16 protein-coding genes are annotated in these 17,392 nt (G+C 71.1%); 11 read left to right on the plus strand and 5 right to left on the minus strand.

Annotation, left to right across the window (positions count from 1 at the left end; genetic code table 11):
• Nucleotides 1-63: 63 nt before the first annotated feature.
• On the plus strand, nt 64-621 hold the full coding sequence (locus AVME950_RS14995) for a gamma carbonic anhydrase family protein (RefSeq protein ID WP_284430427.1): 558 nt from the start codon (nt 64-66) through the stop codon (nt 619-621).
• Between the two features lie 25 nt (nt 622-646).
• On the opposite strand, the gene AVME950_RS15000 is transcribed toward AVME950_RS14995, so the two are convergent.
• On the minus strand, nt 647-1,684 hold the full coding sequence (locus AVME950_RS15000) for an MBL fold metallo-hydrolase (RefSeq protein WP_284430428.1): 1,038 nt from the start codon (nt 1,682-1,684) through the stop codon (nt 647-649).
• 147 nt (nt 1,685-1,831) lie between these two features.
• Between AVME950_RS15000 and AVME950_RS15005 the strand changes: the two genes are divergently transcribed.
• Nucleotides 1,832-2,476 carry a TetR/AcrR family transcriptional regulator gene (locus tag AVME950_RS15005; RefSeq protein WP_284425203.1) on the plus strand — a complete coding sequence of 215 codons (645 nt, stop codon included), beginning with the start codon at nt 1,832-1,834 and terminating at the stop codon, nt 2,474-2,476.
• Between the two features lie 19 nt (nt 2,477-2,495).
• Here AVME950_RS15005 and AVME950_RS15010 read toward each other — a convergent pair whose 3' ends face one another.
• Nucleotides 2,496-3,392: a LysR family transcriptional regulator ArgP gene (locus tag AVME950_RS15010; RefSeq protein WP_284430429.1), complete on the minus strand. Its 897-nt coding sequence runs from the start codon at nt 3,390-3,392 to the stop codon at nt 2,496-2,498.
• 95 nt (nt 3,393-3,487) lie between these two features.
• On the opposite strand from AVME950_RS15010, the gene AVME950_RS15015 reads away from it, so the two are divergent.
• The 7 genes from AVME950_RS15015 to AVME950_RS15045 all read left to right on the plus strand — a co-directional run bounded on the left by AVME950_RS15015 (nt 3,488) and on the right by AVME950_RS15045 (nt 9,197).
• Nucleotides 3,488-4,129 (plus strand): LysE/ArgO family amino acid transporter, encoded by a 642-nt coding sequence (locus tag AVME950_RS15015; RefSeq protein WP_284430430.1) that lies wholly within the window; start codon nt 3,488-3,490, stop codon nt 4,127-4,129.
• Entirely contained in the window at nt 4,126-4,539 is a 414-nt protein-coding gene (locus AVME950_RS15020; protein ID WP_284430431.1) for an ACT domain-containing protein, read from the plus strand. Before AVME950_RS15015 ends, AVME950_RS15020 begins: the two co-directional genes overlap by 4 nt.
• A gap of 103 nt (nt 4,540-4,642) precedes the next feature.
• Nucleotides 4,643-4,921: a DUF2164 domain-containing protein gene (locus tag AVME950_RS15025; RefSeq protein ID WP_284425199.1), complete on the plus strand. Its 279-nt coding sequence runs from the start codon at nt 4,643-4,645 to the stop codon at nt 4,919-4,921.
• On the plus strand, nt 4,918-5,484 hold the full coding sequence (locus tag AVME950_RS15030) for a GNAT family N-acetyltransferase (RefSeq protein ID WP_284430432.1): 567 nt from the start codon (nt 4,918-4,920) through the stop codon (nt 5,482-5,484). Before AVME950_RS15025 ends, AVME950_RS15030 begins: the two co-directional genes overlap by 4 nt.
• Before the next feature lie 86 nt (nt 5,485-5,570).
• The gene (locus AVME950_RS15035) at nt 5,571-7,484 is read left to right on the plus strand and encodes a B12-binding domain-containing radical SAM protein (RefSeq protein ID WP_284430433.1); all 1,914 of its coding nucleotides are present in this window, start codon (nt 5,571-5,573) and stop codon (nt 7,482-7,484) included.
• 72 nt (nt 7,485-7,556) lie between these two features.
• Entirely contained in the window at nt 7,557-8,165 is a 609-nt protein-coding gene (locus AVME950_RS15040; RefSeq protein WP_284430434.1) for a hypothetical protein, read from the plus strand.
• A 186-nt stretch (nt 8,166-8,351) separates the two neighbouring features.
• Nucleotides 8,352-9,197, plus strand: coding sequence for a hypothetical protein (locus AVME950_RS15045; protein WP_284397084.1), 846 nt, complete (start codon nt 8,352-8,354; stop codon nt 9,195-9,197).
• A 27-nt stretch (nt 9,198-9,224) separates the two neighbouring features.
• Here AVME950_RS15045 and AVME950_RS15050 read toward each other — a convergent pair whose 3' ends face one another.
• Nucleotides 9,225-11,825: an ATP-binding protein gene (locus AVME950_RS15050; protein WP_284430435.1), complete on the minus strand. Its 2,601-nt coding sequence runs from the start codon at nt 11,823-11,825 to the stop codon at nt 9,225-9,227.
• 213 nt (nt 11,826-12,038) lie between these two features.
• Nucleotides 12,039-13,334, minus strand: a complete 1,296-nt coding sequence (locus AVME950_RS15055; protein ID WP_284430436.1) for an AsmA family protein — start codon at nt 13,332-13,334, stop codon at nt 12,039-12,041.
• Between the two features lie 273 nt (nt 13,335-13,607).
• Here AVME950_RS15055 and AVME950_RS15060 point away from each other — a divergent pair, with 273 nt between their 5' ends.
• On the plus strand, nt 13,608-14,894 hold the full coding sequence (locus tag AVME950_RS15060) for a solute carrier family 23 protein (protein WP_284430437.1): 1,287 nt from the start codon (nt 13,608-13,610) through the stop codon (nt 14,892-14,894).
• A 37-nt stretch (nt 14,895-14,931) separates the two neighbouring features.
• Here AVME950_RS15060 and AVME950_RS15065 read toward each other — a convergent pair whose 3' ends face one another.
• The gene (locus AVME950_RS15065; RefSeq protein WP_284430438.1) at nt 14,932-15,660 is read right to left on the minus strand and encodes a TFIIB-type zinc ribbon-containing protein; all 729 of its coding nucleotides are present in this window, start codon (nt 15,658-15,660) and stop codon (nt 14,932-14,934) included.
• 166 nt (nt 15,661-15,826) lie between these two features.
• Between AVME950_RS15065 and scpC the strand changes: the two genes are divergently transcribed.
• A complete protein-coding gene (scpC, locus tag AVME950_RS15070) occupies nt 15,827-17,344 on the plus strand; it encodes a succinyl-CoA:acetate CoA-transferase ScpC (RefSeq protein WP_284430439.1) in 1,518 nt (505 codons plus the stop codon).
• Nucleotides 17,345-17,392: the final 48 nt, after the last annotated feature.

Genomic DNA, 17,392 nt, shown 5'->3' on the forward strand with positions numbered 1-17,392 from the left:
CGGCCTGACCTGACCCGTGGCCGCCAAGCCACCATTTACGCACCGCATTTCTCTGGATAGCCCATGCCCCTCGCCCCCTACCTCGACACCGCCCCCGCGCTGGACGCCGGCGTCTACCTCCACCCCTCGGCCCAGGTGATCGGCGATGTGCACCTGGGGCGCGACAGCTCGGTGTGGTGCAACGCGGTGCTGCGCGGCGACGTGAACCGCATCGTGGTGGGCGAATGCTCCAACGTGCAGGACCTGGCCATGGGCCACGTGTCGCACCGCCATCCGGCCAAGCCGGACGGCTCGCCGCTCGTGATCGGCAGCCACGTCACGCTGGGCCATTCGGTGATCCTGCACGGCTGCACCATCGGGGACGAGTGCCTGATCGGCATGGGCAGCATCGTGATGGACGACGCGGTGGTCGGCGACCGCGTGATGCTCGGCGCCGGCAGCCTGGTCACGCCCGGCAAGGTGCTGGAGAGCGGCTACCTCTACACGGGCCGCCCGGCCGTGCGGCAGCGGGCGCTGACACCGCAGGAAATCGCGTACCTGCGGTATTCGGCCGAGCACTACGTGCGCGTGAAGAACAACTACCTCGCGGCGCCGCCGCAGGCGGGCGCGACGGCGGCCTGAAGCCCTCGCCGCGCGGCGCGCTCTTTCAGCGCGCGGACGGCACCGCGGCTTCTCGCCACCACTGGCGGGACGGCGCCGGCGCCCGGATGTCCAGCCGCTCGCCCATCGCCGGCGCCACCAGCGGCACGCCGGCTGCGGCGGCCAGCGCGGTGATGCGCTCAAAGGGCTCGGTCCACGGGTGCAGCGACAGGTCGAACGTGCCGTTGTGGATGGGCATCATGTGGCGGCCCTTCACGTCCAGATGGGCCTGCAGGCTCTGCTCGGGCTGCATGTGCACGTCGGGCCAGTCGGCGTTGTAGGCGCCGGTTTCCACCAGCGTGAGATCGAATGGGCCGAAGCGCTCGCCGATGGCCTGGAAGCCGTCGAAATAGCCCGTGTCGCCGGTGAAGAAGATGCGGGTGTCCGCCGTCATCAGCACCCATGACGCCCACAGCGTGCGGTTGCCGTCCGACAGGCTGCGCCCCGAAAAATGCTGCGCCGGCGTGGCCACCAGGCGCAGCCCGCCGAGGGTCGTGCCCTGCCACCAGTCGAACTGCTGCACCTTGGCCGCCGGCACGCCCCAGGCGATGAGGCGGTCGCCCACGCCCAGCGGCGCGACGAAGTGCTCCACCTTGGGCGCGAGCTTCAGGATCGCCGCGTGGTCCAGGTGGTCGTAATGGTCGTGCGAGAGGATCACGCCCGCGATGGGCGGCAGGTCTTCGATGGCCAGCGGCGGCGCATGAAAGCGCTTGGGGCCCAGGAACTGCACCGGCGAGGCGCGCTCGGAAAACACCGGGTCGGTGAGCCAGAACCGGCCGTCCAGCTTGAGCAGCAGGGTCGAATGCCCCAACCGCCACAGGCTGTCGTCCGGCGCCTGCAGCAGTGCGGCGGTGGTCAGGGGCTGGACGGCGATGGGCCGGTCCGGCACCGTGTCCGCGGGCTTGCCGAGGGCGAACCGCCACAGCACGCCGAGCGTCTTGAGCATGCCCAGGCGGTGCCGGGGCGCCGCGTTGCGAAAGCGCCCGTCAACGAACTGGGGCGACGGGCCGTACGGAGCGGCCGGCGATTCGGAACAGGAGGACATGCGGTGAGCCATGGCGATGTAGGGAGTGAAGCAGCCGGGAAATCCGGAACATGCGGCGAGGCAGGGAGCCAAGCCTTCGCAAAAACTGCACTGCACAGTGTAGTGTTCGACCCAGAAAAGTAAACTGCCGAGTGTAAAATTTTGCCTATGACCGCCATCGCTCCGCCGCCATCCCGCCTGACCGACCGCAAGCGCCATGCCATCGTCCAGGCGGCGATCGGCGAGTTCCGCGAGCACGGCTTCGCCGGCACCAGCATGGACCGGGTGGCCGCCGCGGCCGCGGTCTCCAAGCGCACGGTCTACAACCATTTCCCCAGCAAGGACGACCTGTTCGCCGCCATCCTCGGGCAGCTGTGGGACCGCAGCCAGTCGCTGGCGGCACCGGGGCACGATCCGCAGCGGCCCCTGCGCGCGCAGTTGCTGGAGCTGCTGGAGCGCAAGATGGCGCTGCTGGGCGATGCGGCGTTCATGGACCTGTCGCGCGTGGCCATGGCCGAGATGCTGCACACCCCGGCCCGCGCGCAGGCCATGGTGGCGCGCCTGGGCGAGAAGGAAGAAGGCGTTCCCGCGTGGATCCACGCGGCGCAGCAGGCCGGCCGCCTGCGTGGCGGGGTCGATCCGCAATACGCCGCGCACCAGCTGCAGGGCATGGTCAAGGCCTTCGCCTTCTGGCCGCAGCTGGCGCTGGGCCAGCCGCCGCTCACGCCGGCCCAGCAGCGACAGGTGCTGCACGACGCGGTGGACATGTTCCTGGGCTTCTACGCCGTGCCCGGGCCGGGCGCCGCCACGTGAGCGAACGGCGGCCGGCGGCCTACAGCAGCCCCCGGGCCGCCTGCATCACCCGCTGGGCGAGCCGCTCCAGCCGGGGCGGCTGCTGCGCCCAGCCGTGCCAGTACAGGGCCACGTCCGTCGCCGCATCGGGCAGCACGTCGATCAACTCGCCGCGCTCGATGGCATCGCCGATCTGCAGCTCCGGCACCATGCCGTAGCCCAGCCCCAGCCGGATCGCCGCGACGAAGGGCTCCGATGCCGGCACGTAATGGCTCGGATAGGCGCTGGCCTGCAGCCCGAACGCATTGAGCAGCGCATTGGCCTGCAGCGGGTCCTTGCGGTTGAACACCACCGTGGGGGCCCGGCGCGCCGACGCCCGGGTGATGCCGCGCGGCCCGAACCATTGCGCGGCGAATGCGGGCGAGGCCACCAGCCGGTAGCGCATGCGGCCCAGCGGCTCGGCCGTGCAGCCGCGCATGGCATGCGGCTGGGCCGACACGCAGGCATGGGCCAGGCCGGCCTCCAGCAGCGCGTGCGTGTGCTCCTGATCGTCCACCACCAGCTCGATGGCGATGCGCTCGCGCTGCAGCACGCCCGACAGCGCCGGCAGCAGCCAGGTGGCGAGCGAATCGGCGTTGACCGCGAGCGTGACGGCGAAGAACGCATCCGCCTCCCCATCGCCGCCCGAGAGCCCCGCCAGCAGGTCGTGCTCCATGACGCGGGCGCGCTGCAGGTGCTGCAGCAGTTGCCGGCCCGCCCGGGTGGCGCGGCTGGGCCGCCCGCGCACGATGAGCGGCTGGCCGAGCCGCGTCTCCAGCGCGCGCACGCGCAGCGACACCGCCGAGGGCGTGATGTGCAGCGCGGCGGCGGCCTGCTCGAAACTGCCCGCCTCGGCCACGGCGAGAAACGCCTCGCATTGTTTGGAATCCAGTGCCATGGCGCCTTTGGGGTTGAAAGCTGAGAAATTCTCAGCCAAGTCGATATTTTCCCCATTCAGGATGGGATTCGGCCCCGGCCCCAGACAATTCGCCGATGTGGTCTTCCATCACCCCTTTTCTGCATGGTTTCGGCGCCGGGGCCGGCCTGATCATCGCCATCGGTGCGCAGAACGCGCATGTGCTGCGCGTCGGCCTGCTCGGACGGCACGTGGCCCTCACGGTGGGCACCTGCATCGCCATCGACGTGATCGCCATCGCCGCGGGCGTGGCCGGCATGGGCGCGCTGATCCAGGGCCAGCCGTGGCTGCTGGCGATCGCCCGCTGGGGCGGCGCGGCGTTCCTGGCCTGGTACGGCCTGGGGGCGCTGCGCCGCGCGTTGCGGCCCGATGGCGCCCTGGCCGCCGGCCCGGGCGCGCCGGGCGCAGGCCCCACGGCGCGGCAGGCGCTCGCGGCGGTGCTGGCCGTGTCGCTGCTCAACCCGCACATGTACCTGGACACCGTGGTGCTGCTGGGCGCGCTGGGCGGCCAGCAGCCGGCGGGCCAGCAGCTGCGCTTCACGCTGGGCGCCACCACGGCCTCCACCCTGTGGTTCCTCACGCTCGGGCTGGGCGCGCGGCGGCTGGCGCCATGGTTCGCCCGGCCGGTGGCCTGGCGCTGCCTGGACGCGGGCATCGCGGTGGTCATGTTCTCGATCGCGCTGTTCCTGGCCTTCACCCCCCTGCATTCCACCCCATGACTGCTCCACCCGTCTCCACCCGCAGCATCACGCTCGCCACCCTGCCCTCCCTCTACGCCGTCGCCCGGCTCGCGCCGCAGGCGGCCATTCCGCCGTGGGCCGATGGCGAGGGGTTCGTCTCGATCTCGCGCAGCGGCGAGGAACTGTCGATCACCTGCCTGCAGGCGCGCGTGCCGGACGGCGTGCAGGCCGACCGGGGCTGGGTGGCGTTCCGTTTCGTGGGGCCGTTCGGCTTCGGCGAGACGGGCATCGTCCTGTCGGTGATCCGCCCGCTGTCGGAGAACGGCATCGGCATCTTCGTGGTCTCCACCTTCGACGGCGACCACCTGCTGGTGTCGCAGGCGGACGGCGAACGCGCCTGCGCGCTGCTGGCCGCCGCGGGCCACCGGGTGGTGCCGGCGGCCGGCTGAAGGGGCACGGGCGGGCGGGGACCGAAGGCGGGCAGAATCGACCGGGTCGCCGGCTTGGGGCTTTCCGCCCTCCCTCAGCCGGCCCCTTCGCACTGGAGCCCGCATGACCATCGCATTGCCCAAGGACGTCCACCAGCAGGCCGTGGCCTCGATCGAGCGGTATTTCCGCGACAACATGGAAGAGAAGATCGGCAACATCGCCGCCAGCGGCCTGCTGGGCTTCTTTCTGGAGGAGATCGGACCCAGCGTCTACAACCAGGCCGTGGCCGACGTGCAGGAGCGCCTGCAGCAGCGCGTGGCCGAAATCGATATCGAGGTGCACGAAGACGAATTCCGGTACTGGCAGAAGTTCGACCGCGCGGCAAAGAAAGGCCGGCCATGACCGCGCACCTGCGCCCCGCCCGACCCGCCGACGCCCCGGCCATCGCGGCCCTGCACACCGCCAGCTGGCGGTTCGCCTACCGGGGCGCCCTGTCCGAGCACTACCTCGCCACCGACGTGGAAGCCGACCGGCTGGCCCTCTGGACGCAACGGCTTCAATCACCGCATCCGCCCGCTGGGCAGCACGTGATCGTGGCCGCCGAAGGCGACCGCCTGCTCGGATTCGTCTGCGCCTATCCGGGAGAAGACCCGGTGTGGGGCAGCCTGCTGGACAACATCCACGTGAGTGCGCAGGCGCACGGGTCGGGCATCGGCGCGCAGCTGCTCGCCGCCGTGGCGGACCACTGCGCCGCGGCCTGCGCCGATGCGGGGCTGTACCTCTGGGTGCTGCAGAGCAACCTGCAGGCGCAGCGCTTCTATGCCGCCCACGGGGCCGCGAACGTGCAGGCCGACCAGTGGGACGCGCCCGGCGGCACGCAGGTGCCCACGTTCCGCTTCGCCTGGCAGGCGGGCGCACTGCCCGTGTCCGGGCGGCCGAAGCCCCCACGCGGCGCGCCGGCCTGAGCCCGGCGGGATAATCGGCCCTCGCCCGCCTTCCGCCGCGCTTTGCTGCCCCCGCCTTTTTTGCGCGGCCGCCCTGCCCCACACCCATGTCCGCCTCGACCCCCCGCGTGCTGGCCGTCATCCCGCCGATGACGCAGCTGAACACGCCCTACCCCTCCAGCGCCTACCTGACGGGCTTTCTGCGCTCGCGCGGCGTCACCGCGTTCCAGGAAGACCTGGCGCTGGCCCTGGTGCTGCGCCTGCTCTCGCCCGAGGGCCTGCAGGCCGTGGCCGCGCGGGTGCAGGCCCTGCCCGAGGCGCGGCGCAGCCCGGCGGTCCAGTCCTTCGCCGCGCAGCAGGACCGCTACCTCGCCACGGTGGCGCCGGCCATCGCGTTCCTGCAGGGGCGCGACTCGACGCTCGCGCACCGCATCGCCGGGCGCCACTACCTGCCCGAGGGCCCGCGCTTCGCCTCGCTCGACGTCTATGTGGACGACGAGGGCGGCGATCCGCTGGGCTGGGCCTTCGGCGCCCTGGGCCTGCACGACAAGGCCAAGCACATCGCCACGCTGTACCTGAACGACCTGGCCGACGTATTGCGCGATGCGGTGGACGAGCGCTTCGAGTTCGTGCGCTATGCCGAGTCGCTGGCCGGCAGCCAGCCCACCTTCGATCCGCTGGCCGACGCGCTGGCCGCGCCGCCCACGCTGGTGGACGAGATGCTCGAGGCGCTCACGCACGAGGCCATCGCGCGCCACACGCCCGACGTGGTGCTGCTGTCCGTGCCCTTTCCCGGCTCGGTGTACGCGGCCTTTCGCATCGCGCAGGCCATCAAGGCGCGCTACCCGCACATCGCCACGGTGCTGGGCGGCGGCTTCGTGAACACCGAACTGCGCGAGCTGGCCGAGCCCCGCGTGTTCGACCATTTCGACTACGTCACGCTGGACGCGGGCGAGCGCCCGCTGCTCGCGCTGCTGGAGCACTTGCAGGGCCAGCGCGGCCGCCAGCGCCTGGTGCGCACCTTCGTGCGGGGCGACGACGGCGCCGTGCAGTACGTGAACATGATGGAGGCCGACATCGCCTTCGCCGAGGTGGGCACGCCCACCTGGGACGGCCTGCCGCTGGACCGCTACCTCTCGCTGCTGGACATGCTCAACCCCATGCACCGGCTGTGGAGCGATGGCCGCTGGAACAAGCTCACCGTGGCCCACGGCTGCTACTGGAAGAAGTGCAGCTTCTGCGACGTGAGCCTGGACTACATCAGCCGCTACGAGGGCGCGAGCGCCGCCGTGCTGGCCGACCGCATCGAGCAGATCGTGCGCGAGACCGGGCAGACCGGCTTTCACTTCGTGGACGAGGCCGCTCCGCCGAAGGCCCTCAAGGCGCTGGCCACCGAGCTGATCGAACGCAACGCCGGCATCTCGTGGTGGGGCAACGTGCGGTTCGAGAAGACCTTCACGCCCGAGCTGGCCGAGCTGATGGCCGACTCCGGCTGCATCGCGATCTCGGGCGGGCTGGAGGTGGCCTCGGACCGGCTGCTGCAGCTCATGAAGAAGGGCGTGTCGGTGGACCAGGTGGCGCGCGTGACGCGGGCCTTCACCGATGCCGGCATCCTCGTGCACGCTTACCTGATGTACGGTTTTCCGACCCAGACGGTGCAGGACACCGTGGATGCGCTCGAATACGTGCGCCAGCTGTTCGCCAACGGCTGCATCCAGAGCGGGTTCTTCCACCGCTTCGCCTGCACCGTGCACTCGCCCGTGGGCAAGAACCCCGGGGAGTACGGCGTCACGCTCGCGCCGCTGCCGCCGGGCGGCTTCGCCAAGAACGACGTGGCCTTCATCGACCCCACGGGCGTGGACCACGACGCGCTGGGCGGCGCGCTGAAGAAGGCGATCTACAACTACATGCACGGCATCGGGCTGGACGAGGATGTGCGCGCCTGGTTCCCGTTCAAGGTGCCCAAGACCACCGTGGCGCGGCACCGCATCGAGCGGGCGCTCGCCAGCCGCGCGCACTGAAGCTCGATCGCCGCAGCGGCTGGGGGCGCCTGCGTACACTACGCCGGTCCCGGCTTCCCCTCCCACCGCCCCATGCACGTACCCCGGCTGCGCCCTGTCTTGTCCCTGTGCCCCACGGCGCGCCCGAGGCTGCACGCCTGGGGCCTTGCGGCCCTGCTGGCGACCCTGGCGCCCGGCGCCTGGGCCGACGCGGGCCGCCAGGGCACCGCGCCGCAACCGCAGCCCGTGGCGGCCGACCCGGCCTTCTCGACGCCAGCCACCGAACACATCGCCAGCCCGGCCATGCTCCGCGCGTTCCTGACGGAGCTGCGGCAGACGCGGCGGCCCCAGTCGTTTTGCTTCGTGCAGCAGGCGTTTCCGCCGTCCAAGGCCGATCCGGAAGGCTTTGCGCTGGTGTGGATGGTCTGGACCACCGGATCACACATCTACCGGCTGCGGGTGCCGCCTCCGGTGCCGCCAGGGGCCCCGAACCCCGCACAGGACGACGACCCGGCCGAGCGCGGCGCGGCGCTGGCGAATGGCAAATCGGTGAACCTGCGGACCGACGTGGTGCCCACCGACGAGGCCGTGGGTTCCAGCACCTTCCTTGTGAGCCGCCCCTGGGTGGAGCGCATCCAGGGCCAGTGCCGGCGCATCGGCACCGCGGTGCGCGTGCCGGCGTTCCGCCCGCCGCCGCCATGACGCCGCACTGAGGCCGCCCTGGGCGCCTTCCAGGCGTCTCGGCCCTGCCCCGTTCCCCTTCCCTTTTCTCGTCCCTCTTGCCACTTCGCGGCGCATTCCGTGTGGAGGCCCGAGGCACCGGCCTGCGGGCCTGCCGCAGCCCCTTTCTTCCTTTATTTCTCTCTCTTCCGATCCGAGCCCTTTGCCATGCCCAATGCCCTCCTGAAGTTCGCCTACAACGACCCGGTGCCCAGCGTATTGACCCTGGTGGTGGGCAACAAGCTGCGCGTCAAGCTCGAGGCCATCGACAAGCGCCAGAAGCTCGTCGCCGTGAGCGACATCCCCAACCTGCTGGAGGTGAGCAGCACCCACAACAGCCGCGCCGACTCGTGGGCCTTCGTGGTCACCGCCCTGCGCGAGGGCAATGCCAAGCTGGCCATCCAGGTGCAGCAGGGCGCGGGCGCGCCGCTGCTGACGATCACCCCGCCGCTGGTCAGCATCACGATCCGAAAGCCGGTGTCGCTGCCCGATGCCGCCTCCGAGGCCGGCATGCTGATGCGCCTGTTTTTGGCCGAGGCCCCGGCGCCACAGACGTGGCGCGACACCGGCGTGAAGGACATCGAGGACGCCAAGCAGGGCATGCGCATGATGCGACGCGTGCTCCACAACCGGCTCGCTTCGGGCAAGCCGCAGGACTTCGGCGCTCCCAATGCGCGCAGCCTGACGGACATCGTGCGCGCCAGCGCCCATGGCGTGCAGTTCAAGGGATTCGACCAGTATCCCCGGCTGGGCGGCGGCCAGGAAAAGGTGATCAACGGGGTGCTGGCACTCGTCAACGACGCCACCAACCTGCGCTGGAACACCCAGTACACGGCCTTCTACAACGCGGCGCTCGAGGTGGCGACGGAGGGCCTTGCGCCCGACCCCAGCCCGACCGGGCTCTTCGGCTGGCGCACCGCCGGCTCGGGTGCGCCGTCGCGCGAGTTCAGCGAGTTCAAGACCTCGGGCGGCAACACGTTCTTCACGCACGCCACCCAGCGGGTCCGCCCCTGAAACAAGAGCGCGCGGGGCGCGGGCCCTTCAGCGCTCGATCATCTCCCGCACCTTGGCGGCCAGCGCGCCCACGTCGAAGGGCTTGGTGATCACCTCCATGCCGTATTCCAGCAGGCCGTTGCCCACGGCCGCATTCTCGGCATAGCCGGTGATGAACAGCACCTTGAGGCCGGGGCGCGTCACCCGGGCGGCATCGGCCACCTGGCGGCCGTTCAGGCCGCCGGGCAGCCCCACGTCGGTGAGCAGCAGGTCCACGCGGCGCCCGGACTGCAGCACGTGCAGGCCGGCCGGCCCGTCGCCCACCGAGACGACCCGGTAGCCCAGGTTTTCCAGCTCTTCGGCGATGAGCCCGCGGATGATGGACTCGTCCTCGATGACCAGCACCACCTCGCCCTCGCCGCGGTGGCCGTCGATGGCCGGCAGCTCGGGCACCTCGGCATCGGCGTCGCCCAGGTAGCGCGGCAGGTACAGGCACATGGTGGTGCCCTCGCCGGGCACCGAATAGATGCGCACCTGCCCGCCCGACTGGCGCACGAATCCGTACACCATCGACAGGCCCAGGCCCGTGCCCTGCCCCATGGGCTTGGTGGTGAAGAAGGGGTCGAACGCGCGCGCGGCCACGTCGGGCGCCATGCCCGCGCCGGTATCGGTCACGCACACCGAGATGTACTGGCCCGGCGCCAGCTCGCGTTCGGTGGCGGCGCGATCGTCCAGCCACTTGTTGGCGGTCTCGATGGTCAGCCGCCCGCCGTGGGGCGACATGGCGTCGCGCGCGTTGATGCACAGGTTGAGCACCGCGTTCTCCAGCTGCGACGGATCGACCCGGGTGAGCCACAGCCCCCCCGCGCCGACGACCTCCACCTCCACGCCCGGGCCCACCGTGCGGCGCACCATCTCCTCGATGCTGCCGATGAGCCGGTTGACGTCCACCGGCTTGGGATCCAGCGTCTGGCGGCGCGAGAAGGCCAGCAGGCGCTGGGTGAGGGACGCGGCGCGGCGCACCGAGGCCTGCGCCATGCCGATGTAGCGCTCGGCGTTGTCGAACTTCTTCAGCGCGATGCGCTTTTCCAGCACCTGCAGGCTGGCGCTCATGGCGCCCAGCAGGTTGTTGAAGTCGTGCGCGATGCCGCCGGTCAGCTGGCCGATGGCCTCCATCTTCTGCGCCTGGCGGTACTTGGCCTCGACCTCCATCAGCTCGTGGGTGCGCTGCGCCACCGCCTGCTCCAGCGACTCGTTGACCTCGCGCAGCTGGGCCTCGGTGCGTGCGCGCTCGGCGGCGGTGCGCGTGCGGGCGGCCACCTCGCGCATGAACGCGATCTCCTCGCCCGTCCACTCGCGCACGTGCTCGTGGTGGGCGAACAGCATGGCCACCAGCTGGCCGTGCTCCACCACCGGCATGTTCATGAAGGCGCGGGCGCACAGGCCCTCCAGCGCCGGGGCCCGATCGCGGGTGCGGGCGTCGCCGCGCACGTCGGCCACGCACACGGATTCGTCGCGCGCCAGGTCGTCCAGGAAGCCGCCGAAATCGGGCAGGTGCAGCACCGGCGCGAGCGGATCGCAGCCGGGCGCCATCCAGTCGTGGTGCACGTGCACGGCCTGCGCGGCGGCATCCACCGCGCCATAGCCCGCGCGGCTGACCTTCAGGGTGCGGCCCAGGGTTTCGGCCGCGGCCAGGCAGACGGCGTCCACGCTGTCCAGCGACCGCAGCTGGTCGGAAAACCGTGCCAGCGCCTCGCGCCGCGCCTCGGCCGCCATGCGCTCGGTGATGTCCACGCCCTCCACGAAAATGCCGGTCACCGCGCCCGCGGCATCGCGGATCGGCTGGAAGACGAAGTCCACGTACAGCTCGTGCACCGGCCCGCCCTGCTCGGCCTGGCGGACGTAGCGGGCGGCATGCGCCGTCAGGGCTTCTCCGCTGCCATAGACCCGGTCCAGCAGCTCGACGTAGCCCTGCGTGGTCGCATCCGGAAGCGCCTGCGCCACGGTCAGGCCCAGCAGCGGCCGATCACCCACGAGCCGCAGGTAACCGGGGTTGGCCAGCACGATGCGGTGCTCGGGGCCCTCCAGCATGGCCATGAAGCTGGGCGACTGCTCGAACAGATGGGCGAAGCGTTCACGCTCGCCCTTGAGCTGGCGCTCGGCCTGGACCTTGGCGGTGGTGTCCACCACCAGCGCGAGCACGCCCGCGGGGCGTCCGCTCCCGTCGAGCAACGGCGAGTAGTCGAGGTTGATCCACACCGGCTCGGCACGCCCGTTGAGGTTCAGTACGAAGGGCTGGTCGCGGTAGCTCAGGGTGCCGCCGGCCAGGACGGTCTTCACGACGTGGCGGTTGAACTGCTCCGCCTCGGGCCAGGCATCGCCGATGTTGCAGCCCAGGAGCTGCGGATGGCGCTGACCCGAGAAGGCCGCATAGGCGTCGTTGTAGAGCAGCACGCCGGACTCGCCCCACAGCGTGGCCATGGGCACGGCGGCGTGCAGCATGGTGGAGATGGCCCATTGCATGGGGGCCGGCCAGGCGGCCAGGGGCCCGAGGGGCGTGGCGGCCCAGTCATGTCGGGCGATGCGTTGCGCCATCTCGCCGCCGGAGGCGAGAAACGAAGGGGGGTGGGTGGGGATGCCGCTGGACATGGCACGGTTTCCTATCGATCGAAAGCGACCCGCCCAACACCCGGCGGGGCCGGATTGCGACCCGTCATACGAAAGCTCCTTCTTGCTGTTTTGCTCCTGAATTCATAGCGATATGCCCTAGTATTTATTGCGGTGACCGGCATTTTCAATGGGGTTATCCATGCCGCACCGAAAAAAGAAGATCCAGCCCTGGTGGCGGGGTTCCGGGCGCGCTCAGTGGCGCGCAGCCGGGCGTTTGGGGGGCGGCACCTCCGGTTCGTCGCCACCGAAGATGCGGCGCAGGGTTTCACCGATGCGGGCGCCAATGGCCGTGCCGACGCCCGGCGCCACGGCCGTGCCCACGGCCGCCCCGGCCAGCGCGGCCGGCGGAAGGGTCAGCGTGGTGTCGTCCATGGTGCCGCCGAATTCGAGTGGAATGCCCACCACGCCATCCACCAGGTCCACGGCCACGTGGCCGCTCACCCGCCGGTTCTGCAGCACCGCGTCGCCCGTGGCCGTGAGCACGCCGGAGGTCGCCTTGAGGTCGCTGTAGCGCACGATGGTGCCGCCGCGGTCCGCCTCGGTGCGCACCACGCCTTCCAGGCTGTCGAGCTGCGTGGTGCCGCCGCGCTGGGTGCCCACGGTCTTCACGGCCCGCTCCAGGTCGAAGGTGAGCAGGCGGGCGCGAGCCACGGTGAAACGGGTGCGGGTGTGCAGGGCCTGCACCGCCTCGGCCGGGTCGGCGCCTTCGGCGATCAGGTCGGTGTGGCCGCTGGCCTTGCCGGCCACCACGGCGCGGCGCTCGAAGGCGGCCATGACGCCCTCCACATCGACGCCGGTGAAGTCGATGGCACCCGTGACGCGGTAGCGGCCGTTGATCTCCTGCAGGCGCAGGGTGCCCTGCTCGGTGCGCCCGCCGGCGGACACGTCGGCCCGCCAGCGGTCCTCGGTGCCCTCGCGTGCGAGGGCCATGCGCGTGGGCACGGGTGCGCCGGTGCGCTCCAGCCAGGCCTGGCGGGGCCGCCATGCGGTGTCGAATTCGGCGCTGCCGGCATAGACGAGCGTGCGGCCGTTGCGGCCGATCCAGCGCACGCCCTGCCAGTCGGCCCGCTCCACCGGGACGGGGGCCAGGGTGAACGGCAGGGAAGACCCGGCGTCGCCATCGGTGGGCCGCACCTGGAACTCCGAGAGCGAGGCCTGGGGAATGGTGGCGTTCTCCAGCTGCAGGTCGGTCAGCGCCAGGCGCCGGTGCAGCAGGTCGCCCCAGCGCACGCCGGCCGACAGGCGCTCGGCGCTCAAGGGGGCCTCCTGTTCGGTGCGCACGTCGCGCAGTTCCACGCGCGGCGAAGGAAACAGCGACCAGTGCAACTGGCCGACCTTGACCGGCACGCCCAGCCGCTCGGTCGCGGCATCGCCCGCGCGGCGGGCCAGCTCGGCCTCGGACGGCCACCAGATCGCCAGGGCGCCCGCGCACGCCATCGCCACGGCAGTGGCGCCCAGGGCAATCCAGCGGAAGCGGTGGCGCGGCATGTGCGTCAGAAAGGTTCGAGAGGGTATGAAGAGCCCAGGCGGGGGGGGCGGGACGGTGCTGCGGTACCGAAGGGCTACGTTATCGCAGGGGCCGGCTGCGGCAGGTCGGCTCTGTCCTACGTGGCTGTGGGCCCAGGGGCCGAAACGCGGTACCCGGTCCTCGGCGGGACGGGCGGGCATTGACCCTAAACTCGCCCACGCGCCACCGGCCGTTCCCCCATCCAGATGGCACCCGCACGCCGCGGTGCCCATACCCTTTCAGGAGACCTTCCCGTGACTTCCCCCTACTTTCCCCGCTGGCGGGTGACCACCGCCGCCCAGGGCGCCGTCGTCGCCCCCGACGAACGCCTGCCCTGGGGGCAGACGGCCGTGATGGGCGTGCAGCACGTGATCGCGATGTTCGGCGCCACGGTGCTCGCGCCCATCCTGATGGGGTTCGATCCCAACGTGGCCATCCTGATGAGCGGGCTGGGCACGCTGATCTTCTTTCTCATCACCGGCGGGCGGGTGCCGAGCTACCTGGGCTCCAGCTTCGCCTTCATCGGCGTGGTCGTGGCCGCATCGGGCTACGCCGGCCAGGGCCCCAACGCCAACATGGCCGTGGCGCTGGGCGGCATCGTCGCGTGCGGCCTGGTCTACACCCTGATCGGCGCGCTGGTGCAGGCCGTCGGCACCGGCTGGATCGAGCGTTTCATGCCCCCCGTGGTGACCGGTGCGGTGGTGGCGGTGATCGGGCTGAACCTGGCCGGCATTCCCATCAAGAACATGGCGGCCAACAACTTCGAGAGCTGGATGCAGGCGGTCACCTTCGTGTGCGTGGGCCTGGTGGCCGTGCTCACGCGGGGCATGGCGCAGCGCCTGCTGATCCTGCTGGGGCTGATCGCCGCCAGCGGGGTCTATGCCGTGTTCACCAACCTGCTGGGCTGGGGCAAGCCGATCGACCTGTCGGCCCTGGCCTCCGCCCCCTGGCTGGGCCTGCCGCAATTCACGGCGCCGGTGTTCAGCGGCCCGGCCATGCTGCTGATCGCGCCCGTGGCCGTCATCCTGGTGGCCGAGAACCTGGGCCACATCAAGGCCGTGACGGCCATGACGGGCCAGAACCTGGACCGCTACATGGGCCGCGCCTTCATCGGCGACGGCATCGCCACCATGGTGAGCGGCAGCGCGGGCGGCACGGGCGTGACCACCTATGCCGAGAACATCGGCGTGATGGCCGCCACCAAGATCTACTCCACCGCCGTGTTCCTGGTGGCGGGGCTGATCGCGCTGCTGCTGGGCTTTAGCCCGAAGTTCGGCGCGCTGATCCAGGCGATTCCGCTGCCGGTGATGGGCGGCGTCTCCATCGTCGTGTTCGGCCTCATCGCCGTGGCCGGCGCCAAGATCTGGGTGGACAACCGGGTGGACTTCTCGGACAACAAGAACCTCATCGTGGCGGCCATCACGCTCATCATCGGCACGGGGGACTTCACGCTGAAGTTCGGCGACTTCGCGCTGGGCGGCATCGGCACCGCCACCTTCGGCGCCATCGGCCTCTACGCGCTGCTGAACCGCCGGCGCTGACCCCTGCCGCAGCGGGCGCCGGGCCGCCGGTGCGGCCTCAGCGCCGCACCAGCGTCCAGACCAGTTCCAGCCCCGCGGCCAGCAGATCGAAGCCTTCGCCCGCGCCGGTCAGCCGCTCCCGCTCCATCTCGCGCCGCTCGCGCGAACGCACGCGCTCCAGGGCCACCAGCGCATCGGCCACGTCGGAGGGCCCGGGCGCGGCGGCAGCCGGTGCGGCCCGCGCCGCGCTGGCGTGGCGGTCCAATGCCCGGTCCACGGCCTGCGGGTCCAGCAGCGACAGGGCCGAGCGGCAATAGGGGCAGGCGTGGTCGTTGCGGATGTCCACCGTGCCGCCGCAACTGGTGCACTGGATGGTGCCCACGCGCTCGGCCAGCGCGTCGATCTCCGCCACCGACAGGTGCCGCACGAACCCCTTTTCCACCATGAGCGAGCCGAAGGTGCTGAACCGGCCGTGCCCCGCGGGGCAGCGGAAGGTCTTGTACCGCCCGCCCTTGACCACGTCGAAGCCGGGCTCCAGCGCGCGCGGGCAGTGCGGGCATTGCAGCCGCTGGGCCACCGGGTGGCGCGCATCCCCGCGGTGCTGGTGCAACAGCTCGAACAGCGCCACCACCCCGGCCGGGGCCAGGCGCGTGTTCTCCCGCGGGTCGAACCACAGGCCCTGGCAGGCGAAACACAGGTCCAGCTCGATGGTCTCGCTGCCGTGCGAGCGGAAGCGATGGGACTCGGCGGGCTGCCGGCAGGAGGGGCAAAGGGATGTCGTGGACATGGGTGGCATCGATCGTACCGCCGGTCGCCGCGGGTGCATTCCAAAGTGACCGGGACCGCTTTGGCGCTCGGGTAAACCCTGAGGCATGACACAGGCGGCTGCTAAGATTTCGCGCAGCCTTTGCGGCCCCTTGTGGCCGCCCCTCCTTGCGCAGAAAGCCCCTTCCATGACCCCACCCAGCCGCGTTCTCAACCCCCTGCTGCGCGAACGCACACTGTCGGCCGAACAGGCCGCCGAGCTGATTCCCGACGGCGCGCGCGTGGGCATGAGCGGCTTCACCGGCGCGGGCTATCCCAAGGCCGTGCCGGCGGCGCTGGCCCGCCGCATCGAAGGGCTGCACGCGGCCGGCGAGGCCTTTCGCATCGGGCTGTGGACGGGGGCCTCCACCGCGCCGGAGCTGGACGGCGCGCTGGCCAAGGTGGGGGGCATCAGCATGCGCATGCCCTACCAGTCCGACCCCACCTGCCGCCAGCAGATCAATGCCGGCCAGATGCAGTACGTGGACGCCCACCTGTCGCACGTGGCGCCCTACGTGTGGTTCGGCTTGTGGGGCAAGCTGGACGTGGCGGTGATCGAGGTGGCCGGCGTGCTGCCCGACGGCCGGCTGATCCCCTCGTCGTCGGTGGGCAACAACAAGACCTGGCTGGACCAGGCGGACCGCATCATCCTGGAGGTCAACAGCTGGCAGCCCGAGGGCCTGGAGGGCATGCACGACATCTACTACGGCACCGACCTGCCGCCCAACCGCGTGCCGATCCCGCTGGTGCGCCCGGCCGACCGCATCGGCGAGCCCTACCTGCGCTGCGACCCGGCCAAGGTGGTCGCCGTGGTGGCCACGCACGCACCGGACCGCAACTCGGCCTATGCCGCGCCGGACGACACCTCCCAGCGCATCGCCGGCCACATCATCGAGTTCCTGCAGCACGAGGTGGCGCGGGGCCGCCTGCCGCCCGGCCTGCTGCCGCTGCAGTCCGGCGTGGGCAACATCGCCAACGCCGTGCTGGCCGGCCTGAACGCCGGGCCGTTCGACCACATGACGGCCTACACCGAGGTGCTGCAGGACGGCATGCTGGACATGCTGCGCTCGGGCAAGCTCGACAGCGCCTCGGCCACGGCGCTGTCGCTCAGCCCGGCGGCCACCGAGGAATTCAACCGCCACATCGACTTCTACCGCGAGCGCATCGTTCTGCGCCCCCAGGAGATCAGCAACCACCCAGAGCTGATCCGCCGCCTGGGCCTGATCTCGATGAACGGCATGATCGAGGCCGATATCTACGGCAACGTGAACTCCACGCACGTGATGGGCTCGTCCATCATGAACGGCATCGGCGGCTCGGGCGACTATGCGCGCAACGCCTACCTGTCGATGTTCCTCACGCCGTCGCTGGCCAAGGGCGGCGCCATCTCGTGCATCGTGCCCATGGCCTCGCACGTGGACCATACCGAGCACGACGTGCAGGTGATCGTGACCGAGCAGGGCCTGGCCGACCTGCGCGGGCTCTCGCCCTCGCAGCGTTCGCGCGTGGTGATCGAGCGTTGCGCGCACCCGGACTTCCGCCCCGCGCTGCGCGACTACGTGGCCCGCGCCGAGGCCAGCGGCTGCGGCCGCCACACGCCCCACCTGCTGGGTGAGGCGCTGTCCTGGCACGAGCGCTACGTGCGCACGGGGACCATGCGCGCCTGAGCGACTCCTGCCGCGGCCAGGGCGCCGGATAATCCGGGCCACTTTCCC

Source organism: Acidovorax sp. SUPP950, from assembly GCF_030158935.1.
GTDB lineage: Bacteria > Pseudomonadota > Gammaproteobacteria > Burkholderiales > Burkholderiaceae_C > Paracidovorax.

Coding starts and splice junctions, on each gene's coding strand:
- AVME950_RS14995 (WP_284430427.1), top strand. CDS start 64: ATGCCCCTCGCCCCCTACCTCGACACCGCCCCCGCGCTGGACGCCGGC.
- AVME950_RS15000 (WP_284430428.1), bottom strand. CDS start 1,684: ATGTCCTCCTGTTCCGAATCGCCGGCCGCTCCGTACGGCCCGTCGCCC.
- AVME950_RS15005 (WP_284425203.1), top strand. CDS start 1,832: ATGACCGCCATCGCTCCGCCGCCATCCCGCCTGACCGACCGCAAGCGC.
- AVME950_RS15010 (WP_284430429.1), bottom strand. CDS start 3,392: ATGGCACTGGATTCCAAACAATGCGAGGCGTTTCTCGCCGTGGCCGAG.
- AVME950_RS15015 (WP_284430430.1), top strand. CDS start 3,488: ATGTGGTCTTCCATCACCCCTTTTCTGCATGGTTTCGGCGCCGGGGCC.
- AVME950_RS15020 (WP_284430431.1), top strand. CDS start 4,126: ATGACTGCTCCACCCGTCTCCACCCGCAGCATCACGCTCGCCACCCTG.
- AVME950_RS15025 (WP_284425199.1), top strand. CDS start 4,643: ATGACCATCGCATTGCCCAAGGACGTCCACCAGCAGGCCGTGGCCTCG.
- AVME950_RS15030 (WP_284430432.1), top strand. CDS start 4,918: ATGACCGCGCACCTGCGCCCCGCCCGACCCGCCGACGCCCCGGCCATC.
- AVME950_RS15035 (WP_284430433.1), top strand. CDS start 5,571: ATGTCCGCCTCGACCCCCCGCGTGCTGGCCGTCATCCCGCCGATGACG.
- AVME950_RS15040 (WP_284430434.1), top strand. CDS start 7,557: ATGCACGTACCCCGGCTGCGCCCTGTCTTGTCCCTGTGCCCCACGGCG.
- AVME950_RS15045 (WP_284397084.1), top strand. CDS start 8,352: ATGCCCAATGCCCTCCTGAAGTTCGCCTACAACGACCCGGTGCCCAGC.
- AVME950_RS15050 (WP_284430435.1), bottom strand. CDS start 11,825: ATGTCCAGCGGCATCCCCACCCACCCCCCTTCGTTTCTCGCCTCCGGC.
- AVME950_RS15055 (WP_284430436.1), bottom strand. CDS start 13,334: ATGCCGCGCCACCGCTTCCGCTGGATTGCCCTGGGCGCCACTGCCGTG.
- AVME950_RS15065 (WP_284430438.1), bottom strand. CDS start 15,660: ATGTCCACGACATCCCTTTGCCCCTCCTGCCGGCAGCCCGCCGAGTCC.
- scpC (WP_284430439.1), top strand. CDS start 15,827: ATGACCCCACCCAGCCGCGTTCTCAACCCCCTGCTGCGCGAACGCACA.